Raw genomic sequence first — 18,751 nt, 5'->3', positions numbered from 1 at the left:
GGGATAATTGACAGTTATGACTGCACACACAACACAGCGCCGCGCGCTGGTGACCGGCGGCAGCGGCGATATCGGCGGCGCGATCTGCCGGCAGCTCGCCGCTGATGGCCTGCACGTGGTCGTCCACGCCAACGCCAACCTGGCCCGGGCCAATGCGGTGGTTGAAGGGATCACCACGGCTGGCGGCAGCGCCGAGGCCGTCGCCTTCGACCTGACCGACGGCGAAGCCGCCACCGCCTGCATCGAAGGCCTGCTTGAGGCCGGCCCCATCCAGGTGCTGGTCAACAACGCCGGCATCCACGATGACGCCCCCCTGGCCGGGATGAGCGACAGCCAGTGGCGGCGGGTGATCGACGTGTCCGTGCACGGCTTCTTCCACGCGACCCGGCCGCTGCTGCTGCCGATGGCGCGCAAGCGCTGGGGCCGGATCGTCAGCGTGTCCAGCGTTGCTGCGGTGACCGGAAACCGCGGCCAGGTGAATTACGCCGCGGCCAAGGCGGCTTTGCACGGGGCCACGAAATCGCTGGCCCGGGAGATGGCCTCGCGCGGGATCACCGCCAACGTGGTGGCGCCGGGAGTCATCGAGGGCAGCATGGCGAAAGACGCGTTTCCCCCGGAGCTGGTGAAGCAGATCGTCCCTGCCGCCCGCGTCGGCCGGCCGGAGGAAGTCGCCGCGCTGGTGGCCTTTCTGTGCTCGGATGCCGCCGGCTACGTGAACGGACAGGTCATCGGCGTCAACGGCGGGATGGGATGAGCGCCCGCATGCACACGCGCTTCAGGCCCCGGCGCGGATAATCGACCCGCAGATCCGGCCGCCGAAGGGGGTGGCCGGCCGCTTGAAGAGGATTTCGCCATGCGCACCCTGCGTCCGTTGCTCCTGATCCTGCTTGCGCTGGCCTTGGCCGGCTGTGCCACTTCGCACATGCTTACCGGCACGCCCCGCGCGCCGATCGATCCCGCCCAGGTGCGCATCTACCACGGTCCGCCACCGGCAGGTTACGAGGAAATTGCCGTCCTGCAGACCCGCAGCGGGGGGCTGACCTACGGCGAGCAGAACAAGATCGACTCGGTGCTGCGCAAGCTGCGCGAAGAGGCCGCCAAACTTGGCGCCAACGGCGTCCTGCTCCAGGGCACCGCCGACGACTATGGCAACAGCGGCGTCAGCGTCGGTGCCGGCGGCGGTCGCATCGGCGGGCGCGGTTACGGCGGCCTGGGCGTAGGCGTCAACATCAGCCCCTCCCAGGTCCACGCCACCGGCATCGCCATTCACGTGCCCAACCCGCCGCGCGGGAACTGACCACCCCCACCAGCCCGTGCATCGCTGTAGGAGCGCGCCATGCGCGCGAAACCGCGTGACGGATCGCCACGCGGTTTTCCTTCGGCTACAAACGTGGTTACCGACGCCCCGCCGCGACCCCGGAATTCACGCGGCTTCGCGCGCGTGGCGCGCTCCTACAGGGGGCTGGGGTCGGGATCCGACATCCAGACAGCGTTCCAGAACGGGTAGTCGCCGATGCGCTGGACGAGACCTGCGCGCAGCGGATTCGCGACGATGTAGCGTGCGACCGACCGCAGGTCCTCGCCGGAGCGGATGGCGTGATCGTGATACGCGCGGGTCCACAGCGGACCGGTCCGTCCCAATGCCCGGTTGACCCGGCGCGCGCTGCCGGATTTGAGCCCGCCGACGGCAACGTGGAGCGGCTGGTCTCCATCCAGTTGCAGCAGGCAATGGACGTGGTCCGGCATGACCACCCATGCCAGCACGCTGCCGTCGGAGATCGCAATCGAATCGTGCAGGCAGGCGGAGACAACGCGGGCGGCCTGGAAGTCTTCGAACAGCGGCTCGCGCCCGTGGGTGGTGAAGGTCAGGTGCCAGGCCTGCCCGGAGTGGTCCCCGGTGCGGCCCGACCGCAACGCAGCGTGACCCGGACGGGGTTTGGTTCGGAGCGTGGATGTATTCATGGCTCCATCCTTGCCAAGCGATCATGCCTGCGCCATCGGCAAACCGGCTGCAAGCCAGTAGGTGAACGCTGCGTCCCCCCGTAGGAGCGCGCCACGCGCGCGAAGCCGCGTGAATCACGGTTCGCGGATCATTTGTGGGTGGTGCGCGCTAACCGGAGCCCCACCGCGTGGATCTACGTCACGCAGAGGTTCCTCCGGCCACAACATTGCCACCGACATCCCGGCGCGCCCCGGAATTCACGCGGTTTCGCGCGCGTGGCGCGCTCCTACGGGGGCGGGTGGCGGTCATGCGTGTGCGGGCGCCCGCAGGGGCATTCGATATCAGCGGCGGGGTATTACGTCTGCGGGGTCGAGGCCCGGACGGGGAGGGGTTTGGCGGGGCGGCGGGCCATGAACAGGCCCAGCAGCGGGCCGGTCATGACGGTGGTCAAGATGGCCATCACCAGCAGCAGGGTGAAGGCCTGCTGGCCGATCACGCCGGCGTCCAAGCCGATCTTGATGACGATCAACTCCATCAGCGCACGCGCGTTCATCAGCGAGCCGACCGCCATGCTGTCGCGCCAGCCCAGGCCGGCCAGGCGCGCGCCAGCGGCGCCGCCGGCGATCTTGCCGACCACCGCCGCGGCCATGATCAGCCCCAGCGCGCCCAGCCCCGCGCCCACGAAGGCATCGCCGGTGGTGTTGAGGCCTGCCAGGGCGAAGAAGATCGGCATCAGCACGATGATCGCCACGTGCTCGATGCGCTCCATCAGGGTCCGCAGCAGGCGATCATCGCGCGGCAGGCAGGCGCCGAACAGGAACGCGCCGAACACCGCGTGCAGCTGCAGCCAGTCGGTCACCGCCGCGCAGGCGAACAGGCCGACGAACAGCGCCGCCAGCACCATCCCGCCCGGCACGCTGTCCGCCGCATGGCGCGCCAGCAGCCGTGCGTACAGCGGGCGCAGCAGGCCGAAGACCACCGCGCACAGCACCGCCAGCCCGATGATGATCCGGAAGAAGCCGGCGTAGCCCGCGCCCGCCCCGATCAGCGCCACCACCAGGGCCAGCAGGATCCACGCCAGCACATCGGCGATCGCCGCGGCGCTCAGCGACAGCTGGCCCAGCCGGGTGTGGGTGATGTTCCGCTCCTTGAGGATCCGCGCCAGGATCGGAAACGCGGTGATCGCCATTGCCGAGGCCATGAACAGCGCGAACGGCCAGAACCCCACCCCCTCCGGCGCCAGCGTCGGATGCAGCGCCGGCGAGATCGCAATCCCCAGCGCCATCGGCACCAGCACGCTCAGCACCCCCACCCAGCCCGCGGCCTTGAACTGCGCGCGCATCCCTTCCGGCGGCGTACGCAGCTCCACACCCACGATGAACATGAAAAGCACCAGCCCCAGCGTGGCCAGCGACGACAGCGCTGACAGCGACTCCGGCGCGAACAGCTGGCCATGGAACTGCGGAAACAGCGCTCCGAATACGATCGGCCCGAGGATGATGCCCGCCGCCATTTCGCCGATCACCGGCGGCTGGCCTACGAAGCGCAGCAGCAGCCCGCACACGCGTGCGGTGGCGATGATCACGACCAGTTGCAGCAGCAGCGGGTTTTCCATCAGGAAGGGTGGCCGATAAGAAGGAGAGGAGCGCGCCGCTCAGGCGCTGGCGGCGTACCAGTGTGGTTCCAGGGAAACAGGCGCTTCGCCATCGGTGTCGGCCAGTGCCTCCAGAGCGTGCGCGCCGATGTCCGCATGGTCGCCGCGCGCCCGCTGCAGGATCTCCCCGGCCAGCCAGCGCATCCGCTCCACGTTGGCATGCATGCGCGCGTCGAACGTGGCGTCGTCCAGCTTGTCGGACAGGGCGCGGTTGAGCTCATGGAACCAGCCGATGCGGGCCTGGTCGAGCAGTCGGGCATGCTCCTCGTCCAGCCCCGTTGCGGCGTTACGCTCGCCCCACTCGCGCAGCAGCGGCTGCATTGCCTCGTTGAGCGCGCGCGCGGCCTGCAGCGGCTTGCGCAGGCGGTGGAAGGTGGCCAGATCGGTGATCCGGCCGGAGAAGAACAGCGGCGCCAGCAGCGCCCAGTAGTAGGTGTAGTCCCAGATCACCTTCACCGGCATCACCCGCGCATCGCCGAACAGCGCGTACTGGCCCTGGTAGATCGGCAGCATGCTGTCGTAGAACGAGCGGTACAGCTGCTGGTAGATCCCGGCCCACGGCGACACGGACCCGCCCGCGCGATCCCGCGCCACCAGGTCGCAGATATAGGTGTTGGCGAACGCGATGAAGTCGCTGCCGGGCGAATAGAACGGGTCCAGGAACAGCCCCGCATCGCCGGTGATCGCCCAGCGGTCGCTGGAAAACAGCTGCCGGCAGCCATGGGAAAAGTGGCGCAGGAACAGGAAATCCTTGACCGCGTGCGCGCCCGAATCGAGGCTGGCGGCCACCCGCGGCTGGTGCCGGCGCAGCCACTGCATGGCCTTGTCGTGGGTGTTCATGGTTTCCAGCGGATGCATCTTCGCGTCGCACACAATCCCCACCGAGTGCGCGCCGGAAGCCAGCGGGATCAGCCAGAACCAGTAGCCCGGCCCGCACATGTGGTTGGTGGAGCGCCAGCGTTCGGGCGGGTCGCAGCGCTGCAGCCAGTCCGCATCTGCGGACCAGTCGGCGGGATCTACGATCCCATCCACCCGCCACCACACCGCATTGGCGTCATGGTCATTGGTCTCGGCCAGGCCCAGCTTGCGCTTCAGCAGCCCGGCGCGGCCGGAGGCGTCCACCAGCCAGCGCGCGGAGAACGTGTGTTTGCCGCCATCTGCGGAAAAGCCGACCTCATGCTGCGTCTCCCCTTCCCCGATGGAAATCGAGCGCACCACCGCGCCATCGCGAAAATCGATGTCCAGCCCGCGCACGCGTTCGCCGAGGAAATTCTCGAAGCGGCCGCGGTCGATCTGCCATGACGGCGTCGGCAGCAGGCTGCTCACGCCCAGCTCGGTGCAGGCATCCACGTCGCTGCGGCCGTCGGAAAAGAAGAAGCGGAAGCCGAACTTGCGGATCTGCTGCTCGTCCAGGTGCCCGCGCAGGCCCAACACGCTGGAAAAATAGCGCGCGCCGATCTCCACCGTCGACTCGCCCACCTTGTGCGCCGCCTCGGCCACCGGATGCGTACGGCGCTCGAGGATGCTGATCCGCAGCGCCGGGTCCTGCTGGCGCAGTTGCAGGGCCAGGGTCAGCCCTGCCAGGCCTCCGCCCAGAATCAGAATGTCTGTGTCCGGAGAAGCCTGGTCCATGGTGTCAGCCTGTTGGCGTTGAGGGGCGCGGTGCGGGGGTCGGGCTGAACTCGCCCGCAGGCTCGTCGATCACCGGTCGCGTCCTGCGCGTGCGCCGGTACTCGCCGAACATATTGCCGTGGCCGAAAACCTGCAACACAACGTGCGAAGTGATCAGCCGCAGATCGTGCCAAAGCCTGAAGTGACTCTGGCGGAACTGGTGTTCGGCATCCGCATAGCGGGTGTCCACCGGCAGCGCCACCACGCCCAGCCCCAGCTGGCGGGCGGAGGAGATCAGCATCTGCGCCTCGAACACGAACCCTTCGCCGGGCACGTCCTGCATCGCGCAGGCGGCGGCCGGGTACAGGCGCTGGCCGCTCTGCGTGTCGACCACGCGGAAGCCGCACGCCCAGCTGATGCCCCAGTCGCCGAAGTCGTTGCCGATCCGCCGGTACCAGGGCTGGCAGCCGCGCTTGCGCAGGCGCGCGCCGACGATCACGCAGCCGGGGTGGCGGTTGAACGCATCGATCATGCGCGGCAGGTCATTCGCCGAATGCTGGCCATCACCGTCCATCGTTGCCACCGCCGTCGCGCCCTGGCGCAGTGCTTCGGCAAACCCGTCGCGCAGGCTCGCGCCTTTGCCCATCCTCTGGGGGTGGCGCAGCACGGTGACGGGCAGGTCGGCGATCAGGTCGGAGGTGCCATCGTCGGAACCGTCATCGACCACGATCACCCGCGGGCAGTGCGCCAGTGCATCCTCAACCACTGCGCGGATCTGCAGCGCCTCGTTGAGCGCCGGGATCACCACCGCGACGTCCTTGGCGCGCAGTCTGGCGTTGCCGCTATCCATGAGCCAGCTCCACCCGCAGCACGCTGCCCGGGCCGGCCTGCAGCAGCGCCAGGTCGCCCTTGGTGGCCAGGGCGTCGAACAGCGGCAGCATCGGGGCCATGGCGTTGCCTGCAGCCAGCGTGGCCAGCCGGCCTTCGGCAGCCTCGGGCGCGCCTTGGATAAAGCTCGCCCGCAGGCGGGTGCCGCCCGCGCCGCGCGAGAGCACCAGCGCCCCGCCCAGCAGTCCTTCGCTCGGCGCCATCGTTCCCAGCGGGCCGGTCGCGCCGATGTCATAGGCTGCCAGCAGCACCGCCTCGTCGCCGCCGGCCAGCTGCGCCAGCGCCTCCAGCAGTCCCTGGGCGAAGGTCGCCGGACCGGCGCTGATCGCGGTGGCGGCGGCCATGCAGCCAACGCCGATGGTCCAGTAGCCGGCAGCGGCGTTGTGCACCGAGTTGTGGAACCGGGTGGGCGAGATCGCGCGCGGATCGTCGGCCAGGGTGGCGGCCATGTAATCGGTGATGGCCAGGTCGCCGTGGGTGGAGGCGAACACCGATGCCAGCGCCTTCGGGTCGCGCCCGGCGTCCTGGCAGGCGGCCAGCGCCACCTCCAGCGCCACCGCCACGGTGGCCGGCGCGCGCCGGCGCTCGTTGGCGGCCAGCAGCTGTGGCGATGGCTTGCGCGGGGCATCCTCCACCGCGGGACCGCCGCCGACGAAATCCCGCGCGGCCTGCCACGACGGCAGTCCGCCGGTCCAGAAGCCGACGCCGTCGATCCTCGCCTCCAGCGCCGTCATTGCGCCACCGCCTTGCCAAACACCAGCGAGCAGTTGTTGCCGCCAAAGCCGAATGAGTTGTTCATCGCGTAGCTGATGTCGCCGCGCGCGTTGTCCAGCCGCAGCTGCGGCCCGCAGGCCGGGTCCAGCGCCAGGCTGTTGAGGGTGCCGGGCAGCAGTCCGTCGTCCAGCGCGATCAGCGCGAACACCGACTCCACGATGCCGGCCGCGCCCAGCGTGTGCCCGGTCCAGCCCTTGGTGGAACCGGCGTGCAGGCCCGGGCCGAACATAGCCGCCACCGCCTTCGCCTCGACCGTGTCGTTGGCCGGCGTCGCGGTGCCGTGCAGGTTGAGATAGCCGACCTGGTCGGCTTCGATTCCTGCGCGCTTGAGCGCGTCGGCCATCGCCATCCGCGCCCCGAGACCCTCGGGATGGGGCGCGGACATGTGGTGGGCGTCGCTGGATTCGCCGTAGCCGCGCAGCTGCAGCCCGGGCTCGCCCTCTTCGCAGCGCTCCAGCAGGGCATAGCCGCCAGCCTCGCCCAGCGACAGTCCGTCGCGCGCGGGGTCGAACGGCCGCGCCGGCTGCGTCGACACCAGTCCCAGCGAGTTGAAGCCGAACAACACGCTGCCGCACAGGGTGTCGATGCCGCCCACCAGTGCGGCGTCAGCCAACCCCGAGTGGATCAGCCGTGCAGCCTGGGCGAACACCTTGGCGCTCGATGAGCAGGCCGTGGCCACGGTCATGCACGGTCCGCGCAGGCCGGTCGCCTCCTGCACGAACCCGCCCAGCGAATGTGGCGTGTGTACATGCGCTCGCGCCAGGTCCGCGGGAAAGGCGCCGTCGTCAAGCCGGGCATAGGCTTCTTCGGTTGCGCCAATGCTGGAAGTTGAGGTGCCGAGCACCAGAGCCACACGCTCCGCGCCATGGCGGTCGACGGCCGCGGCCACGGCCTCCAGCATCCCGTCCTGCTGCAGGGCCAGCCAGGCCAAACGGTTGTTGCGGCATTCCCACTGGGCAAACCGGGCGGGCAGCGCCTCGTCTTCAAGCCCGCTTACGCGGCCGATCCAGGCGTCCAGCGGATCGGGTCCGAAATCGTTGCGGCGCAGGCCGCTGCGGCGCTCGTCCAGCGCCTGTGCCTGTGCGGCACGTCCGCGGCCAAGCGCGGTGGTTGCGGTATAGGCGCGGATCGCCAGCGCCGGAATCGGGGAGAGCATCGGGCGCGCAGGCCTCCTTGTTCACTGGCCGCGAGTATAGGCGGCAGTGGTCAGGCACTGGTGACGCCCCGTTCACAGCGTGCGGATGGTGTCCCCGCCCGCCTTGTCCAGACTGTCCTTCGCCGCGTCGCGCTGTTCTGCATTGAAGGCGTGGACCACCACTGCCGAGCGGCCTTCCGCCAGCGCATCGCGCACCTTCTGGATATACGGGTCGTGATCGGGTCGCAGCGACACCAGCCCCCCGGCCATCAGGCCGAACACGCCGCCGTAACCGATGATGAGCGCCGCGGCGAAGCCGGGCGAGCTGGTCACCAGCTCCAGGCCGCTTGCGTACAGCACTGCAAACACCAGTGCGCCGAGCACCAGCCCGGCCACTCCCAGCTTGGCGTGGGCGGTGATGATTGTGCGGACGATGCCGCGACCTTCCGGCTCCATCTTGCGGCCCGGGTGAAGGTCGTGGCGGGTAATCACCTGCACCTGCGACGGGCGCAGGCGGAGCGCCTTGCGCAGCCTGCGTGCACAGCCGCGTGCGTTGCTCTCGCTGTCGAAGATGGCTGCAACCTTGCTGTCCGAGACTTCTCCCGTAAGGGGCGACAGAGCGTTCATGGGCGGGGGCCGCGTTGGGGTACGGTCCCTATCCTCGCGCCGTAGCCATCAAAGCACTGTGACAGTACCGCGCTGCGTACAGCCGGTTCTGAGGCGGACCCTCAGCGGATCCAGCCGCTCAGCTCGTCGCGGCTGAGCAGGCCGTCGCCGTCCACGTCGACGCCGTTGAATTCCTGCCTCAGGGTGTCGTTTGCGCTCGCCTCGCGGCGGCTGATGAAGCCGTCCGCGTCGGTGTCGAGCGTTTCGAAATCAATGCTGTAGTCACTTGAGAGCAGCGTGGTGGGCTCGAACGAGCGGATGATCACCTGCTGCCCGCCCGCCTCGCCGAAGGTGACCATGCCGGTTTGGCGCTCGGCGCGGTCCGGCCGCGTGGTCGGTTCGTCAGGTACTGGCAGCGGCGCGGTTTGCACCTGCGCGCCCGCCAGGGCGGGCGCCAGCAGGGCAAGGAGCAGGAAGGATTCGGATAGCTTCATGATCTGGTGTCCAGATATGGGGTTGAGCCGAGGTTACCGCCCCCAGACCCCACACGAAATCCACGCACGCCTTTTGTAGGAGCGCGCCATGCGCGCGAAGCCGCGTGACCTCCGCTGTGGTCCTGCTGCATCGTCCACGAATTTGCTCCGGGATCCCCGCCGGCCTTTCAGACAGTGCGGCGGCAGAAAGGGTGCGGGATTGCGGGTGTCACGCGGCTTCGCGCGCATGGCGCGCTCCTACAAGGGGTCCTGGGCGAGGGATTCTTCGATGGCGGTGAAGGCGGAGGTGCTGCCGGGCGGGGCGTCGGTCATGCCGGTGGCGTAGTAGACAACGCCGTTGCCGCCTTCCATGTCCACCCACAGTCCGGACAGCAGGCCGTAGGCGTTGCCGGCGTGGCCCACGCGGCGTACGCCGTCGCCGAACGGATCGTCGCGGCAGCCGTCATGGAGGGTGGCCAGGGTCTGGGTGGACAGGCCGTAGCTGCAGTAGAAACCTTCCTGCGCATGCCCGCCCGCGTCGGGCTCCACGGTGTCGCCGCCCGTGGAAGCCAGCGACCACTGCGGCCGCAGCATGGTCTGCACCGATTCTTCGCTGAGCAGGCGCACGCCGTCCACGCTGCCCTGTCCCAGCAGCAGCCGTCCGATCTTCGCCAGGTCCGTGGCCGAAATGCGCATGCCGCCCTGCGGCCCGAACAGCGCACCGTTGGCGCCGGGGCGCCACAGGTCCAGGTTGCAGCTGCCGTCGGCTGCGCGGGCCACCGGACAGGCGGGGCGCGTGCCCTGGTTGTTGTCGGCGCTGGGCGTGCGGTCGCTGCGGTACTGGACCACCGCGCTGGCCACGGTGTCGTCATCGCAGGCGGCCCAGCCATAGCAGCCGGCCAGGCCGAGCGGATCAAACACCAGCCGCTTCATCAGCAGGTCGAAGCGCTCTCCGGTGGCGTTCTCCATGAGCGTCGCTACCAGCGGGAAGTTGAGGTTGGTGTACTGGAACCAGGTGCCGGGGGCGTGCTCTTCGTTCCAGGCGCGCGGGTCATCCAGCAGGTCCTTAAGCTGGCCGTCCAGCGGAGTCTGCCAGTAGCCCGCGTCGTCGGTCAGGCCGCTGGTGTGCGACAGCAGCTGGCGCAGGCTGATCGGCGCATCGGGAAACCGGGGATGGCGCAGCTCCCAGCCGAGCCCTTCCGACACGTCGGCATCCAGGTCCAGCAGGCCGTCTTCGACCAGTTGCATCACCCCGATCGCGACCACCAGCTTGGAGATCGAAGCCATCCGCGTGGGCGAGTCGGCGGTGACCTCGCGGCCGGTGGCCAGGTCGGCCATGCCCTGGGCGTGGGATGCAGTGACGCCGTCAAGGTCGAAGGCGACCCGCACCGCGGCCACCGGCTCTGCGGGGGTTCCGGACGCGTCGTCGGTGGCAAAGGCAGTCCCACCGGCGCACAGCAGCGCGGCCAGCAGGGCGCTTCCTGCAGTCAGCTTGCGCGAAATCAGCCTGCAGGAGGTCAGCTTGTTCAACATAGTGCGTCCGGCGTATTCGTTCAGGTAGCCGGAGCCTAGAACATTTCAGCTTCGCTGTGGCGAGCCGGGCCGTTGCTCACGCTTGAAGATCGCCCACAGCGCCGCCATCCCTTGCAGACGACTTTTCCGGAGAACCCCATGCAGACCATCCTTGTCACCGGCGCCAACCGCGGCATCGGTCTGGCCCTGGTGCAGCGTTACCGCGAGCGCGGCGATCAGGTCATTGCCGTCTGCCGCACCAGCAGCGCAGCGCTCGAAGCCACCGGCGCCCGGATCGAGGCCGGCGTAGATGTGTCTGACGACGCAGCGGTGGCAGGACTGGCCGAGCGTTTGAAAGGTGAATCGCTCGATGTGGTGGTGCTCAACGCCGGCATCCTCACCCGCCAGTCCTATGGCGAAATCGACGCGGCCGGCTTCCAGGCCATGCGCGATCAGTTCGAAATCAACGCGCTCGGGCCGCTGCGGGTGCTGCAGGCGCTGGATGCCAACCTGGCGCGGGGCAGCAAGGTCGGCATCATCACCAGCCGCATGGGCTCGATGGGCGACAACAGCTCCGGCGGCCGCTACGGCTATCGCGCGTCCAAGGCCGCGGTGAACGCCATCGGCCGGTCGCTGGCCGTGGACCTGGAGGAGCGCGGCATTGCCGTGCAGCTGCTGCATCCGGGCTTCGTCGCCACCGAGATGGTGGGCGGGCGCGGCGAGGTGGCTCCGGAGCACGCCGCCGCCCAGCTGGTCGAGCGCCTGGACGAGCTGGACCTGGAAGCGTCCGGCACCTTCCGCCACGCCAACGGCAGCCAGCTCCCCTGGTGAGCGCTCGGGCCGCGTGGCCGCGCCGGGTTTGAAGGATCCCAGCCTCTCCGTAGGAGCGCGCCATGCGCGCGAAGCCGCGTGACACCTGGCACCGGGATGGGGCTTCGGTTACGACGTCGTCACCGAAGCCCCATCCAGTGTGCAGAATTCACGCGGCTTCGCGCGCATGGCGCGCTCCTACATTCGAGTTGGGCGTCCCGAATCCGGGCCGCGCGGCCCAGGTCGTTACGCGGTCATGCCGCTGTGGCGCAGCAGGGCTTCGATCTGCGGCTCGCGGCCGCGGAAGGCGGTGAAGTTTTCCAGCGCCGGGCGGCTGCCGCCCCGCGCCAGGATCTCGCGGCGGAAGCGCGCGCCGGTCTCGGCCAGCGCCTCTGGCGCCTCCTCGAACGCCGCATAGGCATCCGCGCTCAGCACCTCGGCCCACTTGTAGCTGTAGTAGCCGGCCGCGTAACCGCCGGCAAAGATGTGGCCGAACTGGTGCGGGAAGCGGTGCCAGGACGGCGGGCGGATCACCGCCACCTCGTCGCGCACCTGCTCCAGCAGGGCCATCACTTCCGCAGCGCGGGCTTCGGCGCCGCTGTGCAGCAGCATGTCGAACAGGGCGAACTCCAGCTGGCGCACGGTCTGCAGCCCGCTGTGGAAGTTCTTCGCCGCCAGCATCCGGTCGAACAGCTCGCGCGGCAGCGGCTCGCCGCTGTCCACGTGCGCGCTCATCGCCCGCACCCGCGGCCATTCCCAGCAGAAGTTCTCCATGAACTGGCTGGGCAGCTCCACCGCATCCCATTCCACCCCGTTGATGCCTGCCACCGGCAGCTCGCCTACTTCGGTCAGCAGCTGGTGCAGGCCGTGTCCCATCTCGTGGAACAGGGTCACCACTTCATCGTGACTGAGCGTGGCCGGCTTGCCGTCCACCCCCTTGCCGAAGTTGCAGACCAGGTACACCACCGGGGTCTGGTCGCCATCGGCACGCTGGCGGCGGTTGCGGCAGTCGTTCATCCACGCGCCGCCGCGCTTGCCGGTGCGCGCATGTGGATCCAGGTAGAACTGGCCCACCAGGCCGCCGTCGCCGTTGAGCAGGCGGTAGAAGCGCACGTCCTCGTGCCACGTGGGCGCCTGGTCCTGCTCCACCCGCAGGCCGTACAGGTCGTGAATCAGGCCGAACAGCCCGTCCAGCACCTTGGGCTCGGTGAAGTACTGCTTCACCTCCAGCGCCGAATAGGCATAGCGCGCCTGGCGCAGCTTCTCGCTGGCCCAGGCCAGGTCCCACGGCTGCACGGTGTCCAGGCCCAGCTCGTCGCGGGCGAACTCATCAAGCTCGGCGCGATCGCGCCTGGCGTGGGGCAGGGCCTTGCCGGCCAGCTCGCGCAGGAAGGCAAGTACGTCATCCGGGGCGTCCGCCATCTTGGTGGCCAGCGACACCTCGGCGTAACTGGCAAAGCCGAGCAGCCTGGCCAACTCCGTGCGCAGCGCCAGGGTGCGCTCGATCAGGCCGGAGTTGTCCAGCTCCGCCGGACCCGCCTCGGAGGCCCGCACCCCGTAGGCCCGGTACAGCGTTTCGCGCAGCTGGCGGCTGTCGGCATAGGTCTGCACCGGCAGGTAGCAGGGCATGTGCAGGGTCAGCTTCCAGCCGTTGCGGCCGTCCTCGCGCGCTGCGCCGCGACAGGCATTGAGCACATCGGCCGGCACGCCGGCCAGCTCGGCTTCGTCCTGCACGTACAGGGCGAAATCGTCGGTGGCATCCAGCAGGTTTTCCGAGTACCGGGCCGACAGCGCGGCCAGCTCTTCCTGCAGCTGGGCAAAGCGCGCGCGCTGGCTTTCTTCCAGCTCGGCGCCGCCAAGGCGGAAGTCACGCAGCGCGTTTTCCACCGCCGTCCTGCGCGCCTGGTCGAAGCTGGCGAATTCCGGCGCCGTGGCCAGCGCCCGGTACTGGGCGTACAGCGCCTGGTCCTGCGCCAGCGCGCTGAAAAAGCGGGTCACCCGCGGCAGGGCGGCGTTGTAGGCCTCGCGCAGCTCCGGCGTGTTCATCACCGCCTGCAGGTGCCCCACCACGCCCCAGGCGCGGCCGAGCCGCTCGGTGGCGTCCTCCAGCGGCGTGATGAACCCCTCCCACGTCACCGGCGCCACCGTGCGGGCATGCTCCACCGCCGCCTCGGCCTCGGCCAGCAGCGCGTCCATGGCGGGGGCCACGTGTGCCGGCGTGATCGCGTCGAAACGGGGCAGTCCGGAGAAATCGAGCAGGGGATTGGTCATGGGGGGGGTACCGATGGGGAAACAGACCCGTCATTCTAACGGGCCGCCCCGCCCGCCCATCGCCGGGAGCCCGCCGGCCGGACAGCCGGCAGGACCGATCGCAGGACTGATCCCAGGACTGAATCGCAGGACCAACGGCAGGCCCGTTTTCAGATGTCCCATGCCATGATCGACCCGAATCCACCCAGCCAGATGCCTGCCGGGCCGTCGCTGTCACCGTCGCCTGCGGGCGATGACCGGTCGCCAGCCGTTCGCAAGAAGCCGAATCCATGTCCACCCAGGTGCCCCAGACCGTCCCCGCGCAGGGTGCCGAGAAAACCGGCCCGCATCAGCGCTACGGATTGTTCCATGCGCTGCCGCCGCTGGGGTGGGCGCTGCTGGTGCTGCTGGTCGGTCTGGCGGGGACCGGAGCCATCGCCCACCACGAATGGCGCGACGCGCAGGCGCGCGCGGAGGCCATGCACGCCTCGCTGGCCGATGCCGCGCGGGGCCGCGTGCGCGAGCCGCTGGAAGGCGCCGCCGTCGCCTTGCGTGCCATGCAGACCGTGTTCCTCTCGCAGGGCGAAATGAGCCAGACCGCCTTCGCCCATTACCAGCAGAACCTGCGCGCGGTCGGCAACGTGCCCGGATACATCGTCACCGCGTTTGCGCGGCGGATCGATCCGTCCGACGGCAGCGGGCAGCATTACCGCTACGAGCTGCTGTCGCCAATGCATGGCAACGAGGCGCTGCTGTGGTTCGACCTGGCCACCCAGCCGGACAACCTGGCCGCGCTCGAGCTGGCGCGGGACAGCGACCTGCTGTCGATGTCGGCGCCCTTGCAGCTGATCCAGATGGAAGGCGCCGGCCTGGCCGGGCGCGGTATCACCCTGCGCTTGCCGGTGTATTCGCGCGGTCCTTCGCCCATGACGATCGAGCAGCGGCGTGCGCGTGAGATCGGTGCGCTCGCGATCAGCCTCCAGCTCGATCCGCTGGTGCGGACCGGCCTGCAGGGGCGGATCCTCGAGTTCATGCACGTGGCCATCCACGATCCCGACGCTGCCGGGGATGGCCGGGTGTTCGAATCCGGGCCGGCGCCGCAACACGACGTGCCGGCGCTGGTGCGCCAGCTGGAGTTCGGCGGGCGCCGCTGGGAACTGCACCTGCGTCCGCAGGCGGCCCACGCCGAGTTCGAAAAAGCCGTTTCCATCCTCGCCATCGGTTCGCTGATCAGCCTGCTGCTGTCACTGCTGCTGTGGTCGATCGCCTCCACCCACCGCCACGCGCTGGCGCTTGGTCAGGGCATGAGCGCACGCTTCGCCGAGAGCGAGGCGCGGTTCCGGGCCCTCAACGAGCTGCTGCCGGCGCTGGTGCTGCTGGCTGACGGCGAGGGCAACATCACCTACGCCAACCAGTTCGCGCGCAAGCGCCTGGGCGAGGTGGTCGGGCGCCCGCTGGCCTGTGTATTCGCCGATGACGCGCTGGGCAACGAGCTGGCCGATGATCCGGATGGCCAGTCCAGCTGGGAAGACCGCGAAGCCGAGCTGGCCGCGCCGGCCGGGGGGTTCTGGGCCTCGGTATCGCTGGCCCCGGTGGTGGTTGATGGCCAGCGCCACCGGCTGCTGGCCGCCAGCGACATCAGCGAACAGCGCGAGCTGGCCGCACGGCTGGGCTATCAGGCCACCCACGACGCCCTGACCGAGCTGTGGAACCGGCGCGAATTCGAGCGCCGCCTGGCCCGCGCGCTGGAGCGCCAGCGGGTGGATCCCGAGGGCGGCCGCTTCGCCCTGCTGTACTTCGACCTCGACCAGTTCAAGGTGATCAACGACCTGTCCGGCCACCGCGCCGGTGACCAGCTGCTGGTGGAACTGGTGATGACGCTCAGCCGCGAGCTGCGCGAGGGCGACCTGATTGCGCGCCTGGGCGGCGACGAATTCGGCCTGCTTGCCTACGGCGTGGGCGAGGCCGAAGCCCTGGTGCTGGCCGAACGCCTACGCCGCAGCATCGACAGCGTGCGCTTCATCTGGAAGGGCCGCACCCACTCGGTCAGTGCAAGCATCGGCGTGGTGGTACTCGACCATCCCGGCGCCACGCTGCAGGACGTCATGGCCTGGGCCGACAGCGCCTGCTACCTGGCCAAGGAGAACGGGCGCAACCGCGTGCACCTCTACCGCGAGGATGACGAAACCACCCGCCGCCACGGCGAGATGGAATGGGTGCACCGGCTGGCCAGCGCGCTGGAAGAGGACCGGCTGGTGCTCGACTACCAGGAGGTGGTGCCGCTCAGCCCGGATGCCGCGGAAGGCCCGTATATCGAGCTGCTGCTGCGCCTGCGGGAAAAGAACGGGCAGTTGGTGCCGCCGGGCACCTTCCTGCCTGCCGCCGAGCGCTATGGATTGATGCCGGCGGTGGACCGCTGGGTGATCCGCACGGCGCTGTCCAACTTCAGCCGCCTGCACCCGTCGGGCGAGGGCCTGGAAACCTGCGCCATCAACCTGTCCGGTGCCACGGTGGACGATGAGGATATCGCCGATTTCATCCTCGGCTGCCTGGCCGAATACGGGGTTCCGGCGGAAGCGGTGTGCCTGGAGATTACTGAAACAGTTGCCGTGCGCAGCCTGCTGAAAGTGGCCAAGGTGATCGAGCGTCTGCGTGCGGCCGGGTGCAGGATCGCGCTGGATGATTTCGGCGCCGGCATGTCGTCGTTCGGCTATCTGAAGAACCTGCCGGTGGACGTGATCAAGATCGATGGCAGCTTCATCCGCGAGATCGACAAGGACCTCATGAGCCGGACCATCGTCAGTGCGATCGTGCAGATCGGCCACCAGCGCGGGCTGAAGGTCGTGGCCGAATGGGTCGATGACGACGCCATCCGCGAAGTGCTGTGGATGCTGGGCGTGGACTACGGCCAGGGCTTCGTGCTGAGCATGCCCCAGCGGGTGGTGTTCCAACGCGACTGACAGGCGCTTGTCGGGGCTTCACCGGGTGTTAGCGGCCCGCCGCACACGATGTGGGCGTCCCCCGCACCCAGGAGCACTGACATGAAGCATGCAACCATCCGTACGGGCGTATTCGCCGCTGCTCTGGCATTTGCCGGCGCCGCCTGCGCGGGCGATCCCGGTCAGGACGGCATGAGCGAGCGCGAAGTGCGCGATGCGCTGACCGCAGCCGGCTACACCGATATCGATGACGTCGAGCGCGACGATGGCGTGTGGGAGGCCGATGCCCGGCGTTCGGACGGACGCCGGATCGATGTGCGGGTGGATCCGCGCACCGGCACCATCTATCCCGACGACGGCCAGACCTCGCTGACCGAAGATGAGGTGCGCGCCAGTCTTTCGGCCGCCGGCTACGAGCGCATCCGCGACGTGCGGTTCGATGACGGCATGTGGGAGGCGGATGCCCACCACGATGGCGTCGAATACGACCTGTACATGGATCCGGCCACTGCCGAGGTCGTGAGCCGGAAACGGGATTGAGCGTGGCATCCCGAATTCATCGGACTCCGCCGGATCTCCGCCGACCAGATGTGAATACCCCATCGTAGGAGCGCGCCACGCGCGCGAAACCGCGTGACATTGATCCGCGCCGCGCACCCCCGGACACCACGCCCTGTCCGACGCTCCGCCGCGAACCATGATTCACGCGGTTTCGCGCGCGTGGCGCGCTCCTACATGGGGGCATGCCAGAATGTGGTGCATGGATCAGACCACGCCCCGTGCGTCCGGAAATGCCCCGGAAACAGCCCCCCAGCCACGTCAGCGCCGCATCCTCGTGCGCGACCGTCTGCAAGCCATCGTCTACGGCGCCCTGCTGGCGGTGATCATCGGCTGGGTGCTCTACATCGGCCGGCCGGTGTTCGTGCCCATGGTCTTCGGCGTCCTCGTGGCCTACATCATCATCGGCCTCTCGCGCGGTCTGCGCCGCGTGCCCACCGTCGGCCGCTGGCTGCCGCCGTGGCTGTGCTACGTCGCCTCGATCGCCTCCATCCTGGCGGTGATCGGCGCCGGCGTTCTGCTGGTGGTCAACAACGTGGGCCGGGTGGTGCAGCTGGCGCCGGACTACGAGGAATCGCTGCTGCAGATGATCCAGCGCGGGGCCGAGCTGGTCGGCATCGAGAGCGCGCCCACCTGGAACGCCCTGCGCGTGCAGATCCTGGAACAGATCAGCACCCAGGCGGTGATCGGCACCACCGTGGTTTCGGTGACCGCGGTGATGGCCACCATGGCGGTGGTGTTGCTGTACGTGACCTTCCTGCTGGTTGAAAAGCGTGTGTTCCCGCAGAAGCTGCGCAACCTCTCGGATGATCCGCAGGATGTCTCACGCATCCGCCAGGTGCTCGACAGCATCAGCACGCGCACCGGGCAATACCTTGCGCTCAAGACCCTGGTCAGCGTGATCCTGGGCGTGATCAGCTGGGCGATCATGGCCATCTTCGGGGTGGAATTCGCCGGCTTCTGGGCGGTGCTGATCACCGTGCTCAACTACGTGCCCTACATCGGCTCGTTCCTGGGCGTGCTGTTCCCGGTGGCCTGGGCGATCGTGCAGTTCGGCGATATCGGCACCGTCATCACCCTGCTGATCCTGCTCTCCAGCGCACAGTTCGTGATCGGCAACTTCCTTGATCCGTGGCTGCTGGGCAACTCGCTCAACCTCAGCCCGTTCGTGATCCTGGCCAGCCTCACCATCTGGGGCGCGCTATGGGGCATCCCCGGCGCCTTCCTCGCGGTGCCGATCACCTCGGTGCTGGCCATCGTGCTGTCCGAATTCAGCGGCACCCGCCCCATCGCCGTCCTCATGTCCCGCAGCGGCGATTTGTAGGAGCGCGCCACGCGCGCGAAACCGCGTGACGTCTGGCGGCGCGGTGTGGCCCCGGACACCGCGCCGTGTCCGACGGATTCCCGCACGCCATGATTCACGCGGCTTCGCGCCTGTGAGGCGCTCCTACGAGGTGGGGTTGGCCGTATGGGTCGAATAGCGATTCGCCCGGTAGGAGCGCGCCATGCGCGCGAAGCCGCGTGACGTCTGGCAGCGCGGCGTGGCCCCGGTCACCGCGCCGTGTCCGACGGATTCCCGCACGCCATGATTCACGCGGC

The 18,751-nt window shown here is 69.0% G+C and carries 16 protein-coding genes; 6 read left to right on the top strand and 10 right to left on the bottom strand.

The window, feature by feature from the left end:
• The first annotated feature begins 16 nt into the window (after positions 1-16).
• Both fabG and ACW7G2_RS12540 read left to right on the top strand, forming a co-directional pair.
• A complete protein-coding gene (fabG, locus tag ACW7G2_RS12545) occupies positions 17-754 on the top strand; it encodes a 3-oxoacyl-ACP reductase FabG (protein ID WP_456976291.1) in 738 nt (245 codons plus the stop codon).
• 99 nt (positions 755-853) lie between these two features.
• Entirely contained in the window at positions 854-1,297 is a 444-nt protein-coding gene (locus ACW7G2_RS12540) for a hypothetical protein (RefSeq protein ID WP_456976289.1), read from the top strand.
• Between the two features lie 155 nt (positions 1,298-1,452).
• On the opposite strand, the gene ACW7G2_RS12535 is transcribed toward ACW7G2_RS12540, so the two are convergent.
• The 9 genes from ACW7G2_RS12535 to ACW7G2_RS12495 all read right to left on the bottom strand — a co-directional run bounded on the left by ACW7G2_RS12535 (position 1,453) and on the right by ACW7G2_RS12495 (position 10,616).
• A complete protein-coding gene (locus tag ACW7G2_RS12535; protein ID WP_456976287.1) occupies positions 1,453-1,962 on the bottom strand; it encodes an REP-associated tyrosine transposase in 510 nt (169 codons plus the stop codon).
• A 335-nt stretch (positions 1,963-2,297) separates the two neighbouring features.
• On the bottom strand, positions 2,298-3,557 hold the full coding sequence (locus tag ACW7G2_RS12530; protein ID WP_456976285.1) for a cation:proton antiporter: 1,260 nt from the start codon (positions 3,555-3,557) through the stop codon (positions 2,298-2,300).
• A gap of 39 nt (positions 3,558-3,596) precedes the next feature.
• A complete protein-coding gene (locus ACW7G2_RS12525; RefSeq protein WP_456976283.1) occupies positions 3,597-5,228 on the bottom strand; it encodes an NAD(P)/FAD-dependent oxidoreductase in 1,632 nt (543 codons plus the stop codon).
• Between the two features lie 4 nt (positions 5,229-5,232).
• Entirely contained in the window at positions 5,233-6,057 is an 825-nt protein-coding gene (locus ACW7G2_RS12520) for a glycosyltransferase family 2 protein (protein ID WP_456976281.1), read from the bottom strand.
• Positions 6,050-6,829, bottom strand: coding sequence for a beta-ketoacyl synthase chain length factor (locus ACW7G2_RS12515; RefSeq protein ID WP_456976279.1), 780 nt, complete (start codon positions 6,827-6,829; stop codon positions 6,050-6,052). Before ACW7G2_RS12515 ends, ACW7G2_RS12520 begins: the two co-directional genes overlap by 8 nt.
• Positions 6,826-8,025 carry a beta-ketoacyl-[acyl-carrier-protein] synthase family protein gene (locus tag ACW7G2_RS12510; protein WP_456976277.1) on the bottom strand — a complete coding sequence of 400 codons (1,200 nt, stop codon included), beginning with the start codon at positions 8,023-8,025 and terminating at the stop codon, positions 6,826-6,828. Before ACW7G2_RS12510 ends, ACW7G2_RS12515 begins: the two co-directional genes overlap by 4 nt.
• 72 nt (positions 8,026-8,097) lie before the next feature.
• Positions 8,098-8,631, bottom strand: coding sequence for a hypothetical protein (locus ACW7G2_RS12505; protein WP_456976275.1), 534 nt, complete (start codon positions 8,629-8,631; stop codon positions 8,098-8,100).
• Positions 8,632-8,732: 101 nt separating this feature from the next.
• The gene (locus tag ACW7G2_RS12500) at positions 8,733-9,104 is read right to left on the bottom strand and encodes a hypothetical protein (protein WP_456976273.1); all 372 of its coding nucleotides are present in this window, start codon (positions 9,102-9,104) and stop codon (positions 8,733-8,735) included.
• Between the two features lie 237 nt (positions 9,105-9,341).
• Entirely contained in the window at positions 9,342-10,616 is a 1,275-nt protein-coding gene (locus tag ACW7G2_RS12495) for a serine hydrolase domain-containing protein (protein WP_456976271.1), read from the bottom strand.
• Between the two features lie 138 nt (positions 10,617-10,754).
• Here ACW7G2_RS12495 and ACW7G2_RS12490 point away from each other — a divergent pair, with 138 nt between their 5' ends.
• The gene (locus tag ACW7G2_RS12490; RefSeq protein WP_456976269.1) at positions 10,755-11,426 is read left to right on the top strand and encodes an SDR family oxidoreductase; all 672 of its coding nucleotides are present in this window, start codon (positions 10,755-10,757) and stop codon (positions 11,424-11,426) included.
• Positions 11,427-11,651: 225 nt separating this feature from the next.
• On the opposite strand, the gene ACW7G2_RS12485 is transcribed toward ACW7G2_RS12490, so the two are convergent.
• A complete protein-coding gene (locus ACW7G2_RS12485; RefSeq protein WP_456976267.1) occupies positions 11,652-13,676 on the bottom strand; it encodes a M3 family metallopeptidase in 2,025 nt (674 codons plus the stop codon).
• A gap of 269 nt (positions 13,677-13,945) precedes the next feature.
• On the opposite strand from ACW7G2_RS12485, the gene ACW7G2_RS12480 reads away from it, so the two are divergent.
• The 3 genes from ACW7G2_RS12480 to ACW7G2_RS12470 all read left to right on the top strand — a co-directional run bounded on the left by ACW7G2_RS12480 (position 13,946) and on the right by ACW7G2_RS12470 (position 18,476).
• A complete protein-coding gene (locus ACW7G2_RS12480) occupies positions 13,946-16,615 on the top strand; it encodes a bifunctional diguanylate cyclase/phosphodiesterase (RefSeq protein WP_456976265.1) in 2,670 nt (889 codons plus the stop codon).
• An 81-nt stretch (positions 16,616-16,696) separates the two neighbouring features.
• Positions 16,697-17,134: a PepSY domain-containing protein gene (locus tag ACW7G2_RS12475; RefSeq protein WP_456976263.1), complete on the top strand. Its 438-nt coding sequence runs from the start codon at positions 16,697-16,699 to the stop codon at positions 17,132-17,134.
• A 220-nt stretch (positions 17,135-17,354) separates the two neighbouring features.
• The gene (locus ACW7G2_RS12470; RefSeq protein WP_456976261.1) at positions 17,355-18,476 is read left to right on the top strand and encodes an AI-2E family transporter; all 1,122 of its coding nucleotides are present in this window, start codon (positions 17,355-17,357) and stop codon (positions 18,474-18,476) included.
• Positions 18,477-18,751: the final 275 nt, after the last annotated feature.

It is taken from the genome of Luteimonas sp. A277 (assembly GCF_054052045.1).
This window is presented reverse-complemented; position numbering and strand designations above follow the sequence as displayed.

Bases quoted from the DNA above. Each gene is read 5' to 3' on its own strand.
- ACW7G2_RS12475 (WP_456976263.1), top strand. From the start codon at position 16,697: ATGAAGCATGCAACCATCCGTACGGGCGTATTCGCCGCTGCTCTGGCA.
- ACW7G2_RS12535 (WP_456976287.1), bottom strand. From the start codon at position 1,962: ATGAATACATCCACGCTCCGAACCAAACCCCGTCCGGGTCACGCTGCG.
- ACW7G2_RS12505 (WP_456976275.1), bottom strand. From the start codon at position 8,631: ATGAACGCTCTGTCGCCCCTTACGGGAGAAGTCTCGGACAGCAAGGTT.
- ACW7G2_RS12540 (WP_456976289.1), top strand. From the start codon at position 854: ATGCGCACCCTGCGTCCGTTGCTCCTGATCCTGCTTGCGCTGGCCTTG.
- ACW7G2_RS12500 (WP_456976273.1), bottom strand. From the start codon at position 9,104: ATGAAGCTATCCGAATCCTTCCTGCTCCTTGCCCTGCTGGCGCCCGCC.
- ACW7G2_RS12490 (WP_456976269.1), top strand. From the start codon at position 10,755: ATGCAGACCATCCTTGTCACCGGCGCCAACCGCGGCATCGGTCTGGCC.
- ACW7G2_RS12515 (WP_456976279.1), bottom strand. From the start codon at position 6,829: ATGACGGCGCTGGAGGCGAGGATCGACGGCGTCGGCTTCTGGACCGGC.
- ACW7G2_RS12495 (WP_456976271.1), bottom strand. From the start codon at position 10,616: ATGTTGAACAAGCTGACCTCCTGCAGGCTGATTTCGCGCAAGCTGACT.
- ACW7G2_RS12525 (WP_456976283.1), bottom strand. From the start codon at position 5,228: ATGGACCAGGCTTCTCCGGACACAGACATTCTGATTCTGGGCGGAGGC.
- ACW7G2_RS12480 (WP_456976265.1), top strand. From the start codon at position 13,946: ATGTCCACCCAGGTGCCCCAGACCGTCCCCGCGCAGGGTGCCGAGAAA.
- ACW7G2_RS12485 (WP_456976267.1), bottom strand. From the start codon at position 13,676: ATGACCAATCCCCTGCTCGATTTCTCCGGACTGCCCCGTTTCGACGCG.
- fabG (WP_456976291.1), top strand. From the start codon at position 17: ATGACTGCACACACAACACAGCGCCGCGCGCTGGTGACCGGCGGCAGC.
- ACW7G2_RS12520 (WP_456976281.1), bottom strand. From the start codon at position 6,057: ATGGATAGCGGCAACGCCAGACTGCGCGCCAAGGACGTCGCGGTGGTG.
- ACW7G2_RS12530 (WP_456976285.1), bottom strand. From the start codon at position 3,557: ATGGAAAACCCGCTGCTGCTGCAACTGGTCGTGATCATCGCCACCGCA.
- ACW7G2_RS12510 (WP_456976277.1), bottom strand. From the start codon at position 8,025: ATGCTCTCCCCGATTCCGGCGCTGGCGATCCGCGCCTATACCGCAACC.
- ACW7G2_RS12470 (WP_456976261.1), top strand. From the start codon at position 17,355: ATGGATCAGACCACGCCCCGTGCGTCCGGAAATGCCCCGGAAACAGCC.